The 20,685-nt window shown below is 43.2% G+C and carries 18 protein-coding genes; 13 read left to right on the top strand and 5 right to left on the bottom strand.

Annotated features, from left to right (window positions below):
* The first annotated feature begins 31 nt into the window (after positions 1 to 31).
* Positions 32 to 1,546 carry a sensor histidine kinase gene (locus BMW98_RS01810; RefSeq protein ID WP_139177342.1) on the top strand — a complete coding sequence of 505 codons (1,515 nt, stop codon included), beginning with the start codon at positions 32 to 34 and terminating at the stop codon, positions 1,544 to 1,546.
* Positions 1,533 to 2,213 (top strand): response regulator transcription factor, encoded by a 681-nt coding sequence (locus BMW98_RS01805; RefSeq protein WP_090256682.1) that lies wholly within the window; start codon positions 1,533 to 1,535, stop codon positions 2,211 to 2,213. Before BMW98_RS01810 ends, BMW98_RS01805 begins: the two co-directional genes overlap by 14 nt.
* A gap of 5 nt (positions 2,214 to 2,218) precedes the next feature.
* On the opposite strand, the gene BMW98_RS01800 is transcribed toward BMW98_RS01805, so the two are convergent.
* Positions 2,219 to 3,745 (bottom strand): serine hydrolase, encoded by a 1,527-nt coding sequence (locus BMW98_RS01800; RefSeq protein ID WP_090256681.1) that lies wholly within the window; start codon positions 3,743 to 3,745, stop codon positions 2,219 to 2,221.
* A gap of 112 nt (positions 3,746 to 3,857) precedes the next feature.
* The gene (locus BMW98_RS01795; protein WP_162844642.1) at positions 3,858 to 4,682 is read right to left on the bottom strand and encodes a universal stress protein; all 825 of its coding nucleotides are present in this window, start codon (positions 4,680 to 4,682) and stop codon (positions 3,858 to 3,860) included.
* 239 nt (positions 4,683 to 4,921) lie between these two features.
* Between BMW98_RS01795 and BMW98_RS01790 the strand changes: the two genes are divergently transcribed.
* Entirely contained in the window at positions 4,922 to 6,094 is a 1,173-nt protein-coding gene (locus BMW98_RS01790; RefSeq protein ID WP_090256679.1) for an MFS transporter, read from the top strand.
* Here BMW98_RS01790 and BMW98_RS01785 read toward each other — a convergent pair.
* On the bottom strand, positions 6,089 to 7,174 hold the full coding sequence (locus tag BMW98_RS01785) for a glycoside hydrolase family 43 protein (protein WP_090256678.1): 1,086 nt from the start codon (positions 7,172 to 7,174) through the stop codon (positions 6,089 to 6,091). The two genes, BMW98_RS01790 and BMW98_RS01785, sit on opposite strands and share 6 nt — an antisense overlap.
* A gap of 163 nt (positions 7,175 to 7,337) precedes the next feature.
* On the opposite strand from BMW98_RS01785, the gene BMW98_RS01780 reads away from it, so the two are divergent.
* The 3 genes from BMW98_RS01780 (at position 7,338) to BMW98_RS01770 (ending at position 11,665) form a co-directional block, all read left to right on the top strand.
* Positions 7,338 to 8,822, top strand: a complete 1,485-nt coding sequence (locus BMW98_RS01780; protein ID WP_090256677.1) for a xylulokinase — start codon at positions 7,338 to 7,340, stop codon at positions 8,820 to 8,822.
* Between the two features lie 11 nt (positions 8,823 to 8,833).
* Positions 8,834 to 10,159, top strand: a complete 1,326-nt coding sequence (gene xylA / locus BMW98_RS01775) for a xylose isomerase (RefSeq protein WP_090256676.1) — start codon at positions 8,834 to 8,836, stop codon at positions 10,157 to 10,159.
* Between the two features lie 84 nt (positions 10,160 to 10,243).
* Positions 10,244 to 11,665, top strand: coding sequence for a sugar porter family MFS transporter (locus BMW98_RS01770; RefSeq protein ID WP_162844641.1), 1,422 nt, complete (start codon positions 10,244 to 10,246; stop codon positions 11,663 to 11,665).
* A 476-nt stretch (positions 11,666 to 12,141) separates the two neighbouring features.
* Here BMW98_RS01770 and BMW98_RS01765 read toward each other — a convergent pair whose 3' ends face one another.
* Positions 12,142 to 12,504, bottom strand: a complete 363-nt coding sequence (locus tag BMW98_RS01765; RefSeq protein WP_090256675.1) for a coiled-coil domain-containing protein — start codon at positions 12,502 to 12,504, stop codon at positions 12,142 to 12,144.
* Positions 12,505 to 12,561: 57 nt separating this feature from the next.
* Positions 12,562 to 13,464, bottom strand: a complete 903-nt coding sequence (locus tag BMW98_RS01760) for a mechanosensitive ion channel family protein (RefSeq protein WP_090256674.1) — start codon at positions 13,462 to 13,464, stop codon at positions 12,562 to 12,564.
* Positions 13,465 to 13,551: 87 nt separating this feature from the next.
* Here BMW98_RS01760 and BMW98_RS20625 point away from each other — a divergent pair, with 87 nt between their 5' ends.
* The 7 genes from BMW98_RS20625 to BMW98_RS01730 all read left to right on the top strand — a co-directional run bounded on the left by BMW98_RS20625 (position 13,552) and on the right by BMW98_RS01730 (position 20,553).
* Positions 13,552 to 13,683: a hypothetical protein gene (locus BMW98_RS20625; RefSeq protein WP_262501580.1), complete on the top strand. Its 132-nt coding sequence runs from the start codon at positions 13,552 to 13,554 to the stop codon at positions 13,681 to 13,683.
* A 22-nt stretch (positions 13,684 to 13,705) separates the two neighbouring features.
* Positions 13,706 to 14,503, top strand: a complete 798-nt coding sequence (locus tag BMW98_RS01755; protein WP_090256673.1) for a DUF6503 family protein — start codon at positions 13,706 to 13,708, stop codon at positions 14,501 to 14,503.
* 158 nt (positions 14,504 to 14,661) lie between these two features.
* Positions 14,662 to 15,714, top strand: coding sequence for a WD40/YVTN/BNR-like repeat-containing protein (locus tag BMW98_RS01750; protein ID WP_090256672.1), 1,053 nt, complete (start codon positions 14,662 to 14,664; stop codon positions 15,712 to 15,714).
* Positions 15,715 to 16,002: 288 nt separating this feature from the next.
* Positions 16,003 to 17,541: a hypothetical protein gene (locus tag BMW98_RS01745; RefSeq protein WP_090256671.1), complete on the top strand. Its 1,539-nt coding sequence runs from the start codon at positions 16,003 to 16,005 to the stop codon at positions 17,539 to 17,541.
* Positions 17,542 to 17,696: 155 nt separating this feature from the next.
* Complete coding sequence (locus BMW98_RS01740; RefSeq protein ID WP_090256670.1) at positions 17,697 to 18,722, top strand: sensor histidine kinase; 1,026 nt, start codon at positions 17,697 to 17,699, stop codon at positions 18,720 to 18,722.
* Positions 18,719 to 19,777, top strand: coding sequence for a histidine kinase (locus tag BMW98_RS01735; protein ID WP_090256669.1), 1,059 nt, complete (start codon positions 18,719 to 18,721; stop codon positions 19,775 to 19,777). The genes BMW98_RS01740 and BMW98_RS01735 overlap by 4 nt, the downstream gene beginning before the upstream one ends.
* Entirely contained in the window at positions 19,774 to 20,553 is a 780-nt protein-coding gene (locus tag BMW98_RS01730) for a LytR/AlgR family response regulator transcription factor (protein WP_090256668.1), read from the top strand. Before BMW98_RS01735 ends, BMW98_RS01730 begins: the two co-directional genes overlap by 4 nt.
* The last annotated feature ends 132 nt before the right edge of the window (positions 20,554 to 20,685 follow it).

The raw sequence follows: 20,685 nt of genomic DNA, 5'->3' as shown, positions 1-20,685 counted from the left end.
GCAATCTGCGTATATTTGAATTGTGAACGCCTTGAAATTCAAACGTATAATCTATCTTATTTCGGCCACCGTGGTAATTACCGTGGCGGCACAGGTGTATAATAACATTGAGCATTATAAGGTAAACAAGCAGCGTTTTATCAACGATGTGCAGTTGGCGCTGGACAGTGGGGTGGAAAGTTACTATGCCGACAGGGCAAAAAATGACATAGTAATTTATGCTTCTGAAGAAGGGATGGACACGCTTGACTTTTCTTTTAAAAGTGGCTTCGGCACCTTTAAAACCAAGCTCGATTCAAGCTTTAGCATTCAAACTACATTCTCGGCAGATTCGGGCGAATGGCATAGTAAATCGGGGATATCGAGGGGCGGAGTAAAAGGGCTTTCTATAATTAATTATAGCGATAGCACTTCGGTAAAGCCGCGCATGATCATGCCGAAAGATGTTAAACACATTGAGGTTAGAAACGATGTCTTTATTGCCGATTCGAGCAACAATTTTAAGAGCTTTGCTAAAAAGATAATGCTTTCATTAGCCAACAATTCTGTTGAGCTAGATTCCATAAAACCTTATGTACAAGAAGAATTACAGCGCAAAAGTATAAACATTGATTTCTCGCTTAATCACTTTTTACCAGATGAAAAGGTACCCGCAAGCAGCACTGCCGATACACGGTACAGTCTTGCCTCTTTCTCAAAGTCGACCTTTTTACCGCGCAACCAAAAGTTGGAAATCACCTATGAAAATGCTTCGCTGGCCATTTTGAAAAGAGGAGCGTTCGATTTGGCCATTTCACTGCTTATTACGCTTTCTGTAATTGGGTCGTTGCTGTATTTATACCGTATCATTTCGGAACAAAAAGCCTTGGCCGAAATCAAAAACGATTTGATTAGTAACATCACACACGAATTCAAAACGCCCATAGCCACCATTTCCACTGCTATTGAAGGGATTGCTGTTTTCAACCAAGAGAATGACCCTAAGAAAACCAGCAAGTATTTGGACATTTCTTCTGGCCAGTTGAAAAAACTGAATACCATGGTAGAAAAGCTTTTAGAAACTGCCACGCTAGATTCTGATGAATTGGAAATTGCGCTGGAAGAAACAGAGGCGGTTCAGTTTACGCAGGCTTTAGTAGAGCGCTATCAGGTTTTAAAGGAAGACAAAGCACTTTCTTTAGTAACCAAACTAAAAGAGCGATGGCTAAATGTGGATGCTTTCCATATGGAAAATGCCATTAGCAACCTGGTAGATAATGCACTGAAATACGGTGGCGATGTAATCACTGTTCGTTTAAAGGAAGCAGGAGAAAGCACAATTTGGGAGGTAGAAGATAACGGTGGAAAGATTGATAAGGCTCAGAAAAGCCGCATTTTCGAAAAATTCTATCGCATACCAACTGGTAATTTACACAACGTAAAAGGCTTTGGCATTGGCCTGTACTACACCAAAACTTTGGTGGAAAAACATGGCGGAACGATTGACTTGACCACCGCACCAAACTTAACCCGATTTACAATTAGCATTCCGAATGGCAACGCATAAAATACTTTTGGCAGAAGACGAATTGGCGCTTGGCACTATTGTGAAGGAAAGCCTGGAAACCCGTGGTTTCGATGTGGTTTTTTGTGGCGATGGCGAGGAGGCCAAAACCCAATATACTGCCCAAAAGCCTGAGCTGCTGGTGCTGGATGTAATGATGCCCAAGAAAGACGGCTTCACGCTGGTAAAGGAAATTCGCCAAATGGATGAGCACATCCCGATCATTTTTCTCACGGCCAAATCGCGCACCGAAGATGTGGTGGAGGGCTTTGGCTATGGTGCGAATGATTATGTGAAAAAGCCTTTTAGCATGGAAGAGCTCATTGTCCGAATCAAAGCGCTTTTAGATAGAAAATCAGGACAGAATAATGGCTCGGAATCTGTTGAGATTGGTCAATACAGTTTCAATTTTGCCAAGCAAACGCTCACTTATAAGGGCAGCGACCAAATGCTTACCCACCGAGAGGCGCAACTGCTGCAGGCCCTTTACGAACACAAAAATGAGTTAACCGACCGCAGTTTAATCCTCAATACCCTTTGGGGGAATGACGACTTCTTCAATGCCCGCAGTATGGATGTATTTATTACCAAGCTGCGCAAAAAACTGGCGCAAGACGAACAGATTCAAATTCTGAACGTGCGCGGCTATGGCTATAAGTTGGTTTGCTAGCAGAGCTATTTACTCTCTACCTTTTTCAATTCCAGTTCATGGAAGAAGATATCGTTGTTGGGTACATCTATTTTAATACCAGTGATATTTCTGGACTGATCGAACTCAAACTGCACCGTACCAAAGTCGAACCAGGCGTGTTCAACATCCCACTTAATTTCGAAAGTATCGTAATGCCAATGGGTTAATGAAGCCATTAAAAGTGGCGCATCTTCAAACTCTAACAGTAAACCATTTGAGCCTTTTTTAATGTGAATGTCGCCATACATTGGCGTGTAAAAAGTGCCAACATAATCATCAAGACTTAATGATGGTTGTGTGTTTGGAACATGCTTGGCTTTTATGGCATCAATGCGGTCGTACATCGGGTACGACATGTTTTTCAAGGCTTCTTCCGAATAATTGATCTCTTCTAAGCCCAAGTATTTATCAACCACAAAATCTGTAATAGTGCCAGATATTCCGCGCATGCCGTTGGTTAGTACTACTATGCCTAGGTTTTCCTCTGGCACCATAAGTACTCGTGAGTACATGCCGTCATAACCGCCTCCATGGGCAATAACCCTTCGGCCATGGTAGTCGCTTACTGCCCAGCCTAGGCCGTATCCTCTAAAGTTTACACCAGGCCTATTTTGCTTCTGCGATTCAGTTACCAAGTAGCTGTTATGTGGTGTCCAAAGGTTGGCTTGTGTGTTGTATTCCAGCACTTGCTCATTGCCAATTTTGCCATTGACAAGTTGAAAGTTCATCCATTTGGCCATGTCGCTTACGCTAGAAATTATGCCACCGGCAGCGCCCATATTGTCCCAGTTCACCCAGTCAACTACAATGTTTTCGTTACGCACGGCTTTGTGTGGTGTGGCGTAATTGCCCTTGGCCAACAAATCGTTTGTGGAGGTAATGGTTCGGCTCATTCCCAAAGGCTGAATAAAGGTTTGGTCAACGTATTCCGCCCAAGTTTTTCCTGTTACAGATTTTATCACTTCACCTGCTGTTATAAACATAAGGTTGGAGTAACCATAGCCATCTCTAAAACCATAAGCCTGTGGCACATATTTTATTCGTCTTACTACTTCTTCGGCACTAAAAGTAGACTTATACCAAATGGCATCTCCGCTGTAGGTACCCAGTCCCAATCGGTGGCACAGCAGATCTTCCACAGTGGCCTCTTCGCTCGCATAATGGTCGTACAGTTCAAAGTAAGGTAAGTGGCTTTTCACCTTGTCTTTCCAATTCAGTTTGCCTTGGTCTACTAGTGTTCCAATGGCCGAAGACACAAAGGCCTTAGAGTTTGAGGCAATTGCAAAAAGTGTATGCTCATCTACTTTGTCGGCTTTACCCAGTTCCTTTACGCCATAACCTTTGGCATGAACCACTTTTCCGTCCTTAACAATGGCCACGGCCAGTCCCGGCACATTCCAGTCTTTTTGTGCCTTGTTTATATAGGCATCAATGGCCTTTAAATTTGCTTGCGCGAAAGACTGGACGCTAAAGAATACAAATAGTAAAAGTGAGATGAAGAGCTTTTTCATAATGCGTGGGAAATGATTGGCGCTAATCTAAGGCATTATGAGCAAGAGGTAAAGTGAATTTAAAAGAGCGTTTTGCCTGTGGTTTTTTTAACAGGCAAAACGCTAGGGGTAACTACTCATGCAATACCATCAATGGCATTGGTATATCCATTAGCATCTGTTTGGTGTGGCTACCATGTCGCAGCCTATCAAAGAAACCATGGTGTTTGGCAATCATTACCAAAAGCTCAATGTTTTGTTCTTTGGCAAAGGCTACGAGGCCTTCTTCCACATCATCAAACTTTCTAAAGTGGAAAGTATGCTCTGTGTTTTTGAGGTATCGCTCCATACTACGGGCAATGTCTATCTGGTCTTTCACCACTACATCGCCTTTATCTATATGAATGATATGAATCTGTGCATAAAAAGCACGCGCAAAGTCCATTACAAACTGAAGTACATCATGGTTGGGTACACTTTGGTAATCGCCTGCAAAGGCAATGTGCTTCATTTTAGTAATGTCTGAATTTTCTGGAAGCGCGATCACCGGGCAATCTACATGCTTCATTACGTGGTAGGCATTACTGCCGAGCAGAGCAGCCTCAAAGCCGCTGGCTCCATGTGTGCCCATCAAAATTAACGATACCTCTTCCTTCTCTACCAGTTCACTAATTGACTCCTGAAGCGAGCCGTATTGCAGCATATTGCTGTACTTAACCCTTTTTAGGTCGGGAAACTCCGCTGCCAATTTTTGCATACTGCTTTCGGCATGTGCTTCCATTTCTTCAAAGCCCATGTCCACGGCAGTTATTGGAGCGCCATCGGCAAAGGCCACCGGTACCACTACAGAGTGGTAGAGCATAAGCTCCATATTCAGCTTTTCTGCAATTTTAATGGCGTTTTTCAATGCGTTTCTAGAACAGTTCGAAAAATCTATGGGGACTAAAATCTTTTTCATGGCTACCTCCTTTTTTATGGTTTGTACACAAGTGCTGTGCGATTGATATGAAGGTAGAAACCGCAAAGACCAATTCATATGACCTAGGTCAGGTTCTGGTGTGATGTCGATCAACTAGTGGAGAAAACTGGGTTGAAAAAATCTTTCTATATTCAATCGAATGCAGTGGAACTTAAAATGGAGATAAGCGCTTTTATGCATTCATTTGCCCAAAATGGGGTAAATACAACCGTGATAATATGAAAAAAGCACTTATAGCATTGGCCATTGGCGGCTTTGGCATTGGTATGACAGAGTTTGTCATTATGGGTATTCTCCCAGATGTGGCCGAAGCACTTAACATTTCCATTCCTAAGGCTGGGCACTTTATTTCGGCCTATGCGCTGGGCGTAGTGGTTGGCGCGCCAATCTTAACGGGCATTGGTGGCAAGTGGCCAGCTCACAAGGTACTGCTTGTGCTCATGCTTTGGTTTACAATTTTCAATACCATTTCGGCTTTTGCGAATAGTTATACTACCCTTTTGATTGCACGCTTTTTATCGGGCTTTCCACATGGTGCCTTTTTTGGTATTGGCGCTGTAGTTGCCGGCAAGCTTGCTGATAAAGGCAAGGCTGCGCAGGCCATTGCGGTAATGTTTTCTGGGCTTACGCTGGCCAACTTAATTGGTGTGCCATTGGGTACTTATTTCGGTCACCACTTCCACTGGAACATTGCATTTATGATTGTGGGTGTGATTGGCATTTTGGCTATGGTAGGTATTTACTATTGGATGCCCGAATTACCTCAATCGTCAAAGCAAGGTATGCGAAAGGACTTTGGTGCTTTAAAACGTGCTGAAATTTGGTTGGTGATTCTATTGACTACTATTGGAACGGGCGGCTTCTTTGCCTGGTATAGCTACATAGCACCATTGATTACAGAGGTAGCTGGTTATCCAGAAAATGCTGTTGGTTATGCCATGGTTTTGGCTGGTGGCGGAATGGTAATTGGTAATATTGTAGGCGCCAAGGTAGCCGACAAATACTCCCCTATTAATGCCGTGATTATCTTTTTGAGCCTTATGGTGGTGGCTTTGGTTGTGAATACCTTGGTAGCCCATAACCAAATTGCTGTAATGGTAATGACCTTCTTAATTGGTGGGTTGGCCTTCTGTATTGCTTCACCAATTCAAATGACCATGATCAACTCAGCCAAGGGTTCCGAAATGTTGGGTTCTTCGCTAAACCAGAGCGCCTTTAATATGGGTAATGCTTCTGGCGCTTACTTGGCAGGTTTGCCTATTGCTATGGGTTATGGTTTTACCTCGGCCGATTTAGTAGGAGCTGCAATGGCTGGTGGAGGCATTATTATAGCCTTGGTAATTGTGCGGGTTAGGGCTAGCAAGCGAAAAGCCTCAGTGGCAGTCTCATAATTCATTTTTGGGCTCTACCATGGCATCTATTGTTTGAATGGTGCCATCTGGGTTGTACTTCAGTTCTGCCATTTTAATGCTTCTAAGGTGTGTTTTTCCTTCAGAAAGCGAGCTGTCGTGGAAGAATAAATACCATTTACCATTGTACTCCACAATAGAATGATGGTTTGTCCAGCCCAATACTGGCTTTAAAATCACGCCAGCGTATGTGAAGGGGCCATAGGGGTTGTCACCAATGGCGTAGGCAATGTTGTGCGTGTCACCAGTAGAATAGGAGAAGTAGTATTTGCCTTTGTAATGATGCACCCAAGCAGCTTCAAAAAAGCGTTTGTCATTTGCTCCTGCGGTAATCGGTTTTCCATCTTTTGCCAGAATCACAATGTCTTTTGGCAATTCAGCGAATTGCTTCATGTCATTACTCAACTTAGCTACTTTAGGGCTAATTGCCGGGTCATTATCTGCAGGGTAAGTGTCTTCAGCTATGTATTCGCCCGACTGCCAGCGCTGTAGCTGGCCACCCCAAATACCCCCAAAGTACATATAATAACTGCCATCGGTATCTTTAAACACTGCTGGGTCTATGCTAAAACTTCCATCTATTGGCTTGGCTTCTGGGTGAAATGGCCCCGATGGTGATTTACTGGTAGCAACCCCGATTCTGAAAATGTCATTTTCGTCTTTAGCAGGAAAGTACAGGTAATATGTACTATCTTTTTTAGCAGCATCGGGTGCCCACATTTGCCTTTTTGCCCAAGGCACATCGTCCACCCTCAGCGCAACACCATGGTCTTTTAGCTCTTCGCCTACCGATTCCATTGAATAAACATGATAGTCCTTCATGTTGAAGTGACTGCCCAGGTCGTCCTCAGGTATACCCGATTCAAAGTCGTGAGAAGGGTATATGTAGAGATTTCCCTCAAAAACATGGGCGGAGGGATCTGCAGTGTACAAATCGGTAACCAGCGGTTCTAAGTGATGCGCTGAAGGCTGGTTCTTTGTTTGTTTTGAATCTGAACAAGCGTAGCACAGTACTAAAGCAAAGAGTAAAGTGCCAAATGAACGAATTGGAGTTGAGCGCATGAGTGGTACTGTTTATCGATAAAATCTAAGTCTAGCTAAAAACCTACATCACTAATGTTTGAACGGTTTGAAAGATAAATTAAGACCTTTTAATTTATTTTCATTAATATCGAAAACAAACGTTTGTTTTACGTTTAATTAAACTTTTTAACCCATCAAACCTATGTATTGGATAGGATACGATATCGGAAGTTCGTCCATAAAAGCAGCCTTAATTAATGCCGATGATGGCCGTGTAAAAGAAACGGTACAGTTTCCCGATCGCGAAATGAAGATAGATTCTCCTGAGGCAGGATGGGCTGAACAGGATCCGAATTTATGGTGGGAAAACGTATGCATGGCAACTGGTAAATTGCTAGAAAAATCGGCTGTTCGGGCGAGTGAGGTCAAGGGAATAGGTATTTCTTACCAAATGCATGGTTTAGTATTGGTTGACAAGCAGTATGATGTTCTGCGGCCTTCAATCATTTGGTGCGATAGCCGTGCAGTGCAAATTGGCCATGACCTTTTTAAGCAAGTGGGCGAAGAAAAAAGCATAGCTCATATGCTCAATTCGCCTGGAAACTTTACGCTTTCAAAATTGAAGTGGGTAAAAGAGAATCAGCCCGAAATATATGAGAAGGTGCACAAGTTTATGCTGCCAGGCGATTACATCGCCCTGAAATTAACAGGCGAATGTACTACCACTATTTCTGGCCTTTCAGAAGGCATAATGTGGGACTTTAAAGCAGATAAACCGGCCAGTTGGCTGTTGGAGGAAGCTGGTATTGACAGCAGTTTGATTCCGGAAGTTTTGCCAACATTTTCTAACCAGGGCAAAGTAAATGCACAAGCCGCTGCAGCAACTGGTTTGCCAGAGGGAATTCCAGTAATGTACCGCGCGGGTGACCAGCCAAATAATGCCATTGCGCTTAATGTGCTAGAGCCGGGCGAAATTGCGGCTACAGGGGGGACATCGGGGGTAGTTTATGCTATTTCCGACCAAGCTTCTACTAAAGAAGGGGAACGCATTAACTGCTTTGCCCATGTAAATCACACCAAGGAGCAAACACGTATTGGCAAAATGCTTTGTATAAATGGTACGGGTATTCAGTACAGTTGGATACGAAACCAAATGGCTAAAAGCTTTTCATATGGAGAGTTGAATGCCATGGCAAGCAAAGTGCCGGTTGGCTCAAAAGGGCTTAGAGTGCTGCCATTTGGCAATGGTGCCGAACGCATGCTCTACAACCAAAGCCGTGGTTCGCGTATTCTTAACCTCAATTTCAATACCCACGGCTTGGAACACTTGTTAAGAGGTGCATTGGAAGGAATTGCGTTTGCCTTTGTTTATGGTATTGATATACTTGCCAAGGATGGTGTTGATCTTTCATTGATACGGGCTGGCAACGACAATCTTTTTCAGGCTGAGCTTTTTTCGGATACCATTTCTACTTTAACAGGAGCCCCGATTAAAATTGTAGAAACCACGGGCTCGGTAGGAGCAGCAAGGGCAGCGGCTTATGCCTTTGGCGATTTTAAAACTTTTGATGAAGCTACCGCTACCGATGAGATCAGCTTTATCAGTGAGCCTTTGGCCGACAAGGCACCATTTCAAGAGGCATACGAATTATGGAAAAACGACTTAACCGATTATATAACTGATTAAAAAATACACTCATGACGCTTATAGGTGATAAAGAATATTTTAAAGGAATAGGCAAAATTGGCTTTGAAGGAAAAGGTTCTGACAACCCTTTGGCCTTTAAATACTACGATGAAAATAAAGTAGTGGCGGGTAAAACCATGAAGGAGCACTTCCGCTTTGCCATTGCTTACTGGCATACTTTCAATGGTATGGGTGGCGATCCGTTTGGTGCTGCAACCCAGCAATTCCCGTGGATGGAAAACCCGAATGTGGAACAACAGGCTAAGGATAAAATGGATGCTGCATTTGAGTTTATTACTAAAATTGGTGCTCCGTACTACTGCTTTCACGATGTGGACCTAATAGACGAAGGCGCAAATTATGCGGAGTCTACCAAGCGATTGGAAATGATTACCGATTACGCCCTAGAGAAGCAGAAGGCATCGGGTGTAAAGTTGCTTTGGGGTACAGCCAACTGTTTTAGCAACCCGCGCTATATGAATGGTGCTGCTACTAATCCAGACTTTGATGTGGTGGCCTATGCTGGTGCCCAGGTAAAAAATGCTTTGGATGCAACCATTAAGCTAGGTGGTGAAAACTACGTTTTCTGGGGTGGTCGCGAAGGCTATATGTCCTTGCTAAATACCGACATGAAGCGTGAACAAGAACATATGGCACGTTTTCTTCATATGGCGAAAGACTATGCCCGTGCTCAAGGCTTTAAGGGCACATTCTTTATTGAACCAAAACCTGCCGAGCCATCTAAGCATCAATACGATTTCGATTCGGCAACCGTATTGGGCTTTTTACAGAAGTACGACTTAATGAACGACTTTAAGTTGAACATTGAAGTGAACCATGCAACATTAGCACAACATACTTTTGAACACGAGCTACAAGTAGCTGCCGACAACGGCCTTTTGGGTAGTATTGACGCCAATCGTGGCGACTACCAAAATGGTTGGGATACAGACCAGTTCCCAGTAGATGTTTATGAACTAACGCAAGCCATGTTGGTAATTCTTGAAGCTGGTGGTTTTCAAGGTGGAGGTGTAAACTTCGATGCTAAGATTAGAAGAAATTCTACTGACTTGGAAGATATCTTTCATGCACATATTGGTGGTATGGATACTTTTGCGCGTGCCTTGGTGGCAGCCGATAGCATTCTTCAAAACTCGCCATATAAGAAGATGAGAGCAGATCGCTATGCGTCTTTCGATGCAGGTAGCGGAAAAGATTTTGAAGACGGAAAGCTTACTTTGGAAGACCTGATGAAGCATGCAGAGGTTAATCAGAATATTGCTGCCAAAAGCGGTAAGCAAGAACTCTTTGAGAATATCATCAACCAACACATTTAATTATTCAGTTTAAAGGCGGATATTTAGCTATCTGCCTTTTTTGTGTTAAACTGGGTAGATTTTTTAGACCAAACCTTAACTATTTTGAAGACTGAAGAAAAAGTAAATAACCTCTATGTCGTAGGGATATCGCTGGTGGCTACGCTTGGTGGCTTCCTATTTGGATTTGACAGTGGTGTGATCAACGGAACGGTTGATGGCCTTCAAGTGGCATTTAATGCCGAAGATATTGGCAGCGGTTTTAATGTTGCCTCCATGCTATTAGGATGTGCCGCAGGTGCATTTTTTGCTGGAAGACTTTCCGATTTATATGGGCGTAGATCAATGCTTATCGTATCTGCGCTTTTCTTTATTGTTTCCGCTTTTGGATCCGGCATAGCTACCTCATCAGGCGAATTTATTGTGTATAGAATTCTTGGTGGACTAGCTGTAGGTGCTGCTTCGGTAATGGCACCGGCTTATATTAGTGAAATTGCCCCGGCCAAATACCGCGGTGCACTAGCCACTATTCAGCAGATTGCAATTGTTTTAGGGCTCTTCTTTTCATTCTTGAGCAACTATGAATTAGTGATCTTTTCGGGCTCATCGAAAAACGTACTGTGGTGGGATTATGAAACATGGAGATGGATGTTCTGGATGGAGCTTGTTCCGGCCGCTGTATTCTTAATCAGTCTTTTCTTTATACCAGAAAGTCCGCGCTACTTAGTGGCTAAGCAAAAGCAAAGTAAAGCCGAGCAGGTATTGAGCAAGTTATATGGTGCAGTGGTTGGTAAGCGCAAAGTGGCAGATATTGATGCTTCGCTAGCTAAGGATGGTCACAAACCTTCTTTTAAAGATTTGTACGATAAAGTAAAAGGCAAGGTAAAACCAATTGTTTGGGTGGGCATTGGCTTGGCCGTTTTTCAGCAGTTTGTAGGTATAAACGTTGTGTTCTACTATGGTGCTGTGCTATGGCAGGCCGTAGGCTTTGGCGAAAGCGATGCTCTTCTAATCAATGTACTTTCCGGGGCATTGAGTATTGTGGCGGTAGTTATTGCCTTGCTACTTGTTGATAAAATTGGGCGAAAGCCATTATTACTTATAGGCTCTATAGGTATGAGTGTTACGCTGGCTTTGGTGGTAATTGCCTTTACCAGCGGATCGTTGGTGGCGGACCCTGTAACTGGAGAGGAATCGTTGCAGCTAAGCGATGCTATGGGTATGCTCGCACTTATTGCCGCCAATGCTTACGTAGTATTCTTTAATGCATCTTGGGGGCCAGTAATGTGGGTAATGTTGGGCGAAATGTTCCCTAACCAAATTCGTGGTGTAGGACTGGCAGTAGCTGGTTTGGCGCAATGGGGAGCAAACTTCCTAGTAACACTTACCTTCCCTGTATTGCTAGGCTCGGCCGGGCTTGCATTCGCTTATAGCTTATACACCATTGGAGCCATCATTTCCATCTTCTTTGTGGCGAAATATGTGTATGAAACCAAGGGTAAAGAGCTGGAAGAAATGACCGCATAATATTGAGAGTGTACAGTCATACATCGCCTCGAAACCTTGGTGGAATCTGCTGAGGTTTTTTAAGGAAGCGCGTTAAGTCCATCGGGGTGATTATGACGGTACATGTACCATTAAATAGGTTGTCAAAGCCAACTAGTTTCGTCATTCTCAGCCTGCTTGTGGCAGGCAGGCTTAACTGGGAATCTCCTCTAGATATTAGCCTGATTTAATGAGATTCCCGATCGGTGTTGGGAATGACGTTTAGCTTTTGAGACAACCTCTTCTTTTGGTTAATAACCAGGTATACTACTGTTTGCTTTTGGCAAAAAATAGTGGAGGGGAAAAATTTTTCGAGTTTTACAGTCATTGATTTTCTGTGTTAATCTTTCTAATAATGAAAGACCAATTATCATTTTGCAAAAGGTTTAAGAGGCATTGGTGCATAAAAAAAGCGGTATGAATTTCATACCGCTTTCGATTTATGTTGGTTCGGGGGATTATATGTTCAAGTCTCTAAAAAACTCTTCTACTGAATTATAGGTCTTTTCAGCCCAGTTCTTGGTGTCTTCCCAAGTTTCTTCAGTAGCGTTTGCTACATCATCTTTAGCCTCCTCTAAAGCCGATTTTTGGTCTAAAAGATCCTCTTTAGTCTCTGTAAGTGACTCTTTTACGTCTTCTGAGGCGTCTTTTAGGTCATTATTGATTTCGCTCAATTTATTGTCAATATCATCTAGTGTATTGTCAATGCTAGCGCTTAATTCAGCCTTTTCTTTCTCCCAATTACTTTTGGAAGATTGGCTGCAACTGATGGCAAATACTGTTAATAATAAAGCTGTTAAGTATATGGTTAATTTTTTCATGGTATTAATGTTTTAATGTTTGCCTATTTAAATCCAAAGCCTGTGCCAGACTTGGATTTACTGGTCTTCATTGGTGCCAAGGTGCTGGCGTAGTTGCTCTCCTCCTTTAATGCCAAAATCCAAAGTGCGGATAGGGAATGGAATGGTAATACCTGCTTCTTTGTAGGCTTTATTTATGGCCATAATGGCATCGCTTTGTGCTTCTAAATAATTGGGCTTGCTAGGCGAGTAGTTTACCCAAAACATTACCCGGTAATTGATGGAAGAATCGCCAAAACCTTCATACACCAACTTTACATCTTTTTCAGGGGTAAGGTATTCATTCTGTAAAACGGCCTTTTCGGTTACCTCTTTTACTTGCTCCAGATCCTCGGCATAAGAAACGCCCACATACAGGTCAACCCTTCTGCGATGGGTTTTGGTGAAGTTGGTCAGTGCATTCTCAAAAATCAGTCGGTTGGGAATGATCACATGCAGCCCTTGAAAGGTTTCTAGCACTGTGGCCCTTAGTTGAATTTCTTTTACAAAGCCCGTATGCCCGTTGGTTTCAATAATATCGCCAACACTCAATGGCTTTTTAAAGGCCATAATAATTCCTGAAATGAAGTTGGCCGATATGTCCTGAAAAGCGAAACCTAAGGCCAGACCGGCAATTCCCGCCCCAGCTAAAATGGAAGTAACGGCTTTGCTAAGGTGTAATAAGTTAAGTGCGATAACTAAACCAGAACCTACGGTAATGATTGATATGATGGTGGATAAAAGGCCGATAATGGCTGTTTGCTCTATAAAGCGAGACATTACCTTTTTGGCTCCGTAGCGCACTATTTTCGATAGAAAATAAAAAATGATCACTACGAGAATAGCCACCACAAAATTCGGTAGCATTTCGGTAAGCGTTTCCAGCCAGCCTTCTAGCTTTCCTTTTACTATTTCAAAAGCTCTTTTAATGTTAAAGTCCATGGTTAAAAAATTGATTGCTACTTATTACAATCAATAAATGAGGGATTGGTTTGCGGCAAGCCAATTTTTGGAAGAAAATTGGAGTTAATGAATGGATTGCCAGCAGCATGCCCAATTCCCGAATCGGTTTGCCTAATTGAGTTTGTTCAGCCTTGGTTTCTAAACCCATTCAACAATTCTCATAAAAAGCCAGTTGTGCTTGGCGAACTAAAACTGTAATTTGACAGACAAATCAATCGCTATGAAAAAGCTCACTCCACTTTTCGCCTTGCTACTGGCTTTTGCCATTGTGGCCTGTGGCGAAACCAAAGAAACTACTACCGAATCAGACTACGGAAACCCAGCAGCTGAGGGCTTCAACGAGGCTGCATCAGATGCCAAAGCCATCGCCATTGCCGACAAAGTGATGGAGGCTATGGGCGGGCGCCAAGCATGGGACAACACACACTATGTAGCTTGGAAATTCTTCGGTCGCGATGCGCTGGTTTGGGACAAATGGACCGGCAATGTGCGTATCGATAGACCCAATGGCACTACACTGTTGACGAATATTAACGATGGCAGCGGAACGGCTTACTTAAACGCTACGGAAATTACGGATGCAGATTCGGTTGGGCAATACATGGAAACCGCGAAAAGCATATGGATCAACCACTCTTACTGGTTGGTAATGCCATTTAAGCTGAAAGACTCTGGCGTAACCCTGAACTATGTGGGCGAAGAAAACACCATGGATGGTAAACCGGCCGATAAACTGAAACTTACTTTTGAAGGCGTGGGCCGTACACCACAAAACATGTATTACGTGTGGGTAGATAAAGAAACTAGTCTGGTTAGCCAATGGGAGTATTACAGCGCAGCTGATAAAGATGCAGGTTTTACCTTGCCTTGGGCAGGCTACACCAAGCATGGTGAGATTTTATTAGGAGGAAACCGTGGCGAACGCTCTATGGAAGATATCATGGTGTTCGATGAGTTGCCAGCAAGCGTATTTACTTCACCCGAAAAACCTGATTTGGCTAGTTTAGCTGCCAAGTAATGTTTGTTGCCAAGCTATTTGTTACGTCATTCCTATGAAAACGGGGATCTCAGTAATTGGCTAAATGGCTTGCCTGATTTTCGGAATACGCCAGCCGGAAATTATTTTGAACAAAACGTTTAACAAAAACTACTTTTCTTAAATCACACCCTGGATCAATGAAGAACTTTTTAGCCTTATCACTCCTTATTTTAATCGTTTCGTGTAACTCTAAAGAGGAGAAGAGAACCGAAACAGCTGAAGCCAAAAAGCCTTATTGGCAAGCACAAAACGCTAATACCACTGCTGGATTTCGTGGGCTTTCGGCCGTTAGCGACCAAGTGGCTTGGGCGAGCGGTAGCGAAGGCACGGTCATCCGGACTGTAGATGGTGGCCAAACTTGGGAGGATGTCTCTGTGCCAGACACCGACACCCTGCAATACCGCGACATCGAAGCTTTTGATGCCAATACGGCCATTGTGCTGAGCGCAGGCCTGCCGGCTGTTATTTACAAAACTACAGATGGTGGCCAGTCTTGGGAGCAAAAGTATTTTAGCATGGCTGAAGGCACTTTTTACGATGCCATGGATTTTTGGAATGAGCAAGAAGGAATAGCCTTTGGAGATGCCATTAATGGTCGATTGTTGGTACTGAAAACCAAAGATGGTGGCGAGACTTGGGAAGAGTTACCTTTTGAACAAAGACCACAAGCGCTCGATGGGCAAGGCGGTTTTGCGGCAAGTGGTACTGTAATGCGAACGGTGGGCGAAAGTCAGGCATATATTGGTTTGGGAGGAAATGAAGCCAGCATTTTCTATAGCTTCGATAAAGGAGAAACCTGGGCCAAAACTGTAACACCGCTACAGTCGGGTCAGCCAACGGAAGGCATCTTTTCCATCGATTTTAAGAATGAAAAGGAAGGCTTGATTGTAGGAGGTGACTATCGTGGCGATTCACTCACTAAAATCAACGCGGCATATACTACCGATGGCGGCCGCAACTGGTTCCCAGTAATGGCTGGCATGAAGCCGAATGGTTATCGTTCTGGCGTGGCCAATTGGAAAAATTACGTGTTTGCCGTAGGTCGCGAAAGCTGCGATTACTACAAAGAAGGCGACAAAGCCTATACGCCAATGGAAGGTCAATACTATGCGGTAGATGTCTCTCGCGATGGCGAAGCTGTTTGGGCTAGCGGGCCAAGAGGAGCCGTGGCTAAGTTGGGGTTTAAATAAGTTATTAGGCTATGAGCTATGAGCCTTTAGCGTTCGCAGCTCATAACTTTCTACTCATAGCTACTCTCCATTCACTACAAAATCTTACGGTTCAGTTCAGAAACTGTACGGTTCAATTCCAATCGATTTTTTGTTGCACCCAATCTTCTCATCATTGTATTGTCAATACTGAGCAATTGCTTCGGTATTCACCAAAGGTCAAAAATATCAGCACTTGGTTGGTGGGTTGGTCGCCCACCCAAAACCGGTGCAAAACAACAAAAGGGTTAAAAAATGAAAAATCTAAGTATGAAACGTAACAGTTTAATCGCTGGAATAATTGTGGCAGTTTTTGCCATTGTGTGTTCGGTAAATCAAGTACAAGCACAAAGCACTTCTACCTCGGTAAGCATTAATAATGGTGTTCATAAATACTCGCACAGGTCGGGTTCGCAGCGCCTAAGCATTGAGTACGATGGCGAAATTAAAATTGCTGATGACGATAAAAGCATCGAGTCGATTTCTCGCGGAGGTTATCTTTTAATTAGAAAAACTTCTTTTGGCGAGCGAAGAGAAATTCTTGCCGAACCATCTTCTAGCGGTGTGTCTTACGAGTACCGTGTTGGTCGCAGGGTGCAAGAGTGGAACCAAGAGGCGCAAGAGTTCTTGGCCGATGTACTGTTGGACGTAATCAGAACCACAGGAATTGGTGCAGAAAGCCGCGTAGAGCGCTTTTTCAAAAAAGGCAGATTAAATGGTGTGCTCGGTGAGGTAGATAATATTCGCAACGACCATATTAAGCATGTTTACTTAAAAATAATGCTCGATGAGTACGAGCTGAACGATCAGGAGTTGGTGAAGTTAGCACAATATGTGCCGAGCGAACTTGATTCCGACCACTACATTTCGGAGGTATTTAAGGACTACAGCGACAAGTTTTTAAAGAATGATGCCACAACTAATGCCTTTTTGGGCGCGCTACGCAGAATGGATTCTGACCATTATGTTACGCAAATTCTTACCAGAGCGCTGCGTGAAGATTTGAACGATGATGCCTTGATAAAGGTAATTGAGGCAGCTGATGTAATGGATTCGGACCATTATAAAACCAATGTACTGAAAGAAGTTTTGGACAGAAGAGACTTAAGCGACAAATTGGTTGACGCGGTAATCAAGGCATCTACCGAAATTGATTCAGATCACTACGCCACCCTTATTATTTCCGATGCCTTGGACAGACCAAATCTATCGGATGAGGCTTTCAATAACTTGATGGATGCAATCTCACGCATCGATTCAGATCATTACGTGACTCAAACATTCCAGTCGATGTTGCGCGATAGAGACGTTTCGGACAAAGTGATTGAAGCCATTTTAAATAGATTGGAATACATGGATTCGGATCACTACCGCAATGTAATTATCTCGGATTTATTCGAGCGCCAGTCAATTTCTTCAGAACACTTTACTTCGCTTTTAAACACGGTGGATGATATTGATTCGGATCATTATGCCAGCCAAATTTTAATGAAAGTACTGCGTAACAATAGCCTGAATGATGCACAGTATGACCAAGTATTGCGCAAGGTAGAAGACATTGATTCGGACCATTACAAAGTGGTGATTATTAAAGATGTATTGGGCGCTAAGCTTACTGAAAAGCACCTAATGAGCATTTTGGATGCAGCCGAAAGCATTGATAGCGATTACTATAAATCGGAGGTTCTGAAAAATGCTTGCAACTTGGTGCAAGACGCATCGGACGATGTGAAGTCTACTTTCAGAACTGTTGCCCGTGGTATTCGCAGCGACACTTACTACGGCCGTGTAGCTAGGTGTATCGACTAGAAAATTAGGATGGAAACGTCATTCTCAAACATGACTGGGAATGACGTTTTCTTTTTTTGGCTAAATGCTCCATTCACATTAGCCCTGAAACAAGTTCAGGCTGACGCTGCCAACATTTGTCCTTAATTCTTTAACTTCCCTCAAATACCCAAATCATGTCTAAGCTGCTAAGGCTACTCTTCTATTTGGTGGTAGGAATGTGCTTCTTTTACTACCTGTTCTACTCGGAGTACGACCGCGTGCCCAATTGGGGCGAAGACCTCAATCTAATGCTCTTTGCATTGGTTACTTCTATTGTGGCAGGGTTTGGCATTACGGGTATTAACACCCTGCTTAATAGAAAGCTGCCGTGGCGCAAAAATGTGTTTGTGCGATTTATGGCTGGGTTGGGCAGCGACTTCCTCTTCTTAGGCTTTGTACTTATTCTATTCGGTTGGCTGGCCAATATTACCGGCATTATCGAGTACGAAATGTTTCCAGAAGACCTCTTTATTCGCCAAATCGAGATCAAATTAATGGTGCTCAGTTTCATTACATTTTTTGTGATTACGCTGGTAGAATTTAATGGCTACAGCTACAACGAATACTCCGTGGGTCAAATTAGAAAGCTGCGTGCTGAACGTAAACAACTGGAGCTGCAATTCGAGGCGCTAAAGAGCCAGCTTAGCCCGCACTACTTGTTCAATAGCATGAATACCATCTCGTCTTTGGTGTATCGCGATGCCGATGTGGCCGAGTCTTTCATTCGCAACTTGGCCGATACTTTTAATTATGTGCTGCATACAAAAGATGTAAAGTCGGTACCGCTAAAAGAAGAGATTGAGGCCCTGAAAGACTACCGCTATCTATTAATGATTCGCTACAACGATGCGATTGGGCTGAACATTGAAGTGGATGAAGCACGATTGGAAGACCCTATTCCCCCACTTACGCTACAGCTTTTGGTGGAAAACGCGGTTAAGCACAATATCATCAGCTCAGATCAGCCGCTGAAGATCAACATTCGCAATACGGAAACGCACTTGGTGGTGTTGAACAACAAAACAGGCGCTCCTTCAAAAACGGCTAGCCATCGGGTGGGTTTAGACAATATTAGAAAGCGATATGCCTTCTTTAGTAAAGAAGAGATCAGCATTCGCAACGAGGATTATTTCGAAGTAAAACTGCCGTTACTCTCATGAACCGAAGCATCCTCGACCAACCATTGTTCCGCATAGTTGTGCCGCCCTTTTACGGTATCATGATGTACATTCTCATTCTGCTGATCAACAATAGTTTGGCAGGTTTGGCCGATTCGGTTTTTACCAATGAGTTACTGATTTGCGTGGCTTTGGCTTATTTAATTTCAGAGCCTATCCGTTTGTCCATTCACTTTTTTGAAAAGCGATATGGCAGCGAGCTACGCAAGGCCTCGAACATTGCAGCAATGATGTTTGTGAATGTTTTGTTGGGGGCAATTATCGTTTTTGTGGCCACTTACTCATACCACAAGTTTGTGGTTGGCTTCACCTACTTCTCAACATTTCAGCGCACCACTTATACGCTTACCGCGGTGTATAGCATCAGTGCTATTTTCTACACCCTGTTCTTTCTAAGCGTGTATTTTCTCACCATTAAGAATGAAACGGAGCTGAAGAAAGAAGACCTAAAAAGGCAAAATTTAGAGCATCAACTCGAGATTTTTAACAACGAAATAAACCCTGACCTGCTTTTCCAAAGTCTCGAAACGCTCATCACCTTAGTGCACCATAACTTAGATGCTGCCGAAGACTTTGTAGACCATTTGGCGCAGGTGTATCGCTATATTCTCGATAATCGAAAGATTGAATTGGTAGGACTGGATCAAGAAATTCGGGCATCTAAAAATTTGATTTACCTATTTCAGGAAAAATTTCCGGATCAGATAAAACTAACGGTGAAGAATGGCCAGAAAAATCAGCATAAGAAAGTAATTCCAACGGCCATTCCTATGGTGCTCGATTGCATGATCAATGGCAGCATTATCTCTAAATTTCAGCCTTTGGAAATTACCATAGATTGTGACGGTGATGAAGGCTATGTGGTCATTCAACACAAACAAAATGACAAACTGAGCAATAGTAAGTACCTTAAGAAGCGCAGGGGGAATTTGCATGAAGCCTATGCCTATTTTACCGACAAACCGGTGATTGAAATTAAGGCCTATGGCGATGCATTTGTGAAATTACCATTGCTCGATGTGAACGAAAACGTATGAGAGTATTTATCATAGAAGACGAAATTCCGGCAGCAGAAAAGATTGAACGCTTGGTAAAGCGCTACGATGACAGCATAGAAGTGGTGGGGCGTGCCATGAGCGTTAAGCAGGCCGTTACTTGGGTGCAAGAAGATGGTGATGCCGACCTGCTCTTTATGGATATTCAGCTTACGGATGGTTTGAGTTTTGATATTTTCAAAGAGGTAAACATCGATATTCCGGTAATTTTCACCACAGCTTACAACGAGTACGCTATTGAAGCTTTCAAAGCCAATGGCATTGATTATCTGCTTAAACCAATCACTTTCGATGCGCTCTCTGAATCGATTGATAAATTTAAAAATCTGAAAACACGCTTGCAAGAGCCGGGACAAACCACAACCGACTCGGTAATTGATTTGCAAAGTGCCTTACAAATGCTGAGTAAGCGCGAGTATAAAACGCGTTTTATGGTCAAAATTGGTGAGCACATAAAGTCCATCACCACAGATCAGATAGACCTGTTTTATGCCGAAGGTCGCAATGGCTACATAGTGACCAACGAGAGCCGTAGACTCATTATCGACTATAAGTTGGAGACGCTGGAAGAGTTGCTCGACCCAAAGAAATTCTTCCGCGTGAACCGTACATTTATCGTTGAAATAAATGCCATCAAAGATGTGCTGGTGTATTCGAACAGCCGCCTAAAAATCATCCTGAACAAAGAATTCGACCGAGAAATCATTGTTAGCCGAGAGAAAGTTGGCGCCTTTAAAACCTGGTTTGACGGGGAGTGATTGTGATGTTGAGTTATAAACTAGACTTTCAACACTATCCTTTGATAAACTATATAAGTGGTTACATAAATTCCTTCTGACCTATTAATATTGCTCTTACACTTATGGGGAGAGGTCATGGTCAAAACTCGA

This window comes from Roseivirga pacifica (assembly GCF_900111145.1).
Classification (GTDB): domain Bacteria; phylum Bacteroidota; class Bacteroidia; order Cytophagales; family Cyclobacteriaceae; genus Roseivirga; species Roseivirga pacifica.
The sequence above is the reverse complement of the archived record's forward strand: the minus strand, read 5'-3'. Positions and strand labels throughout refer to the sequence as shown.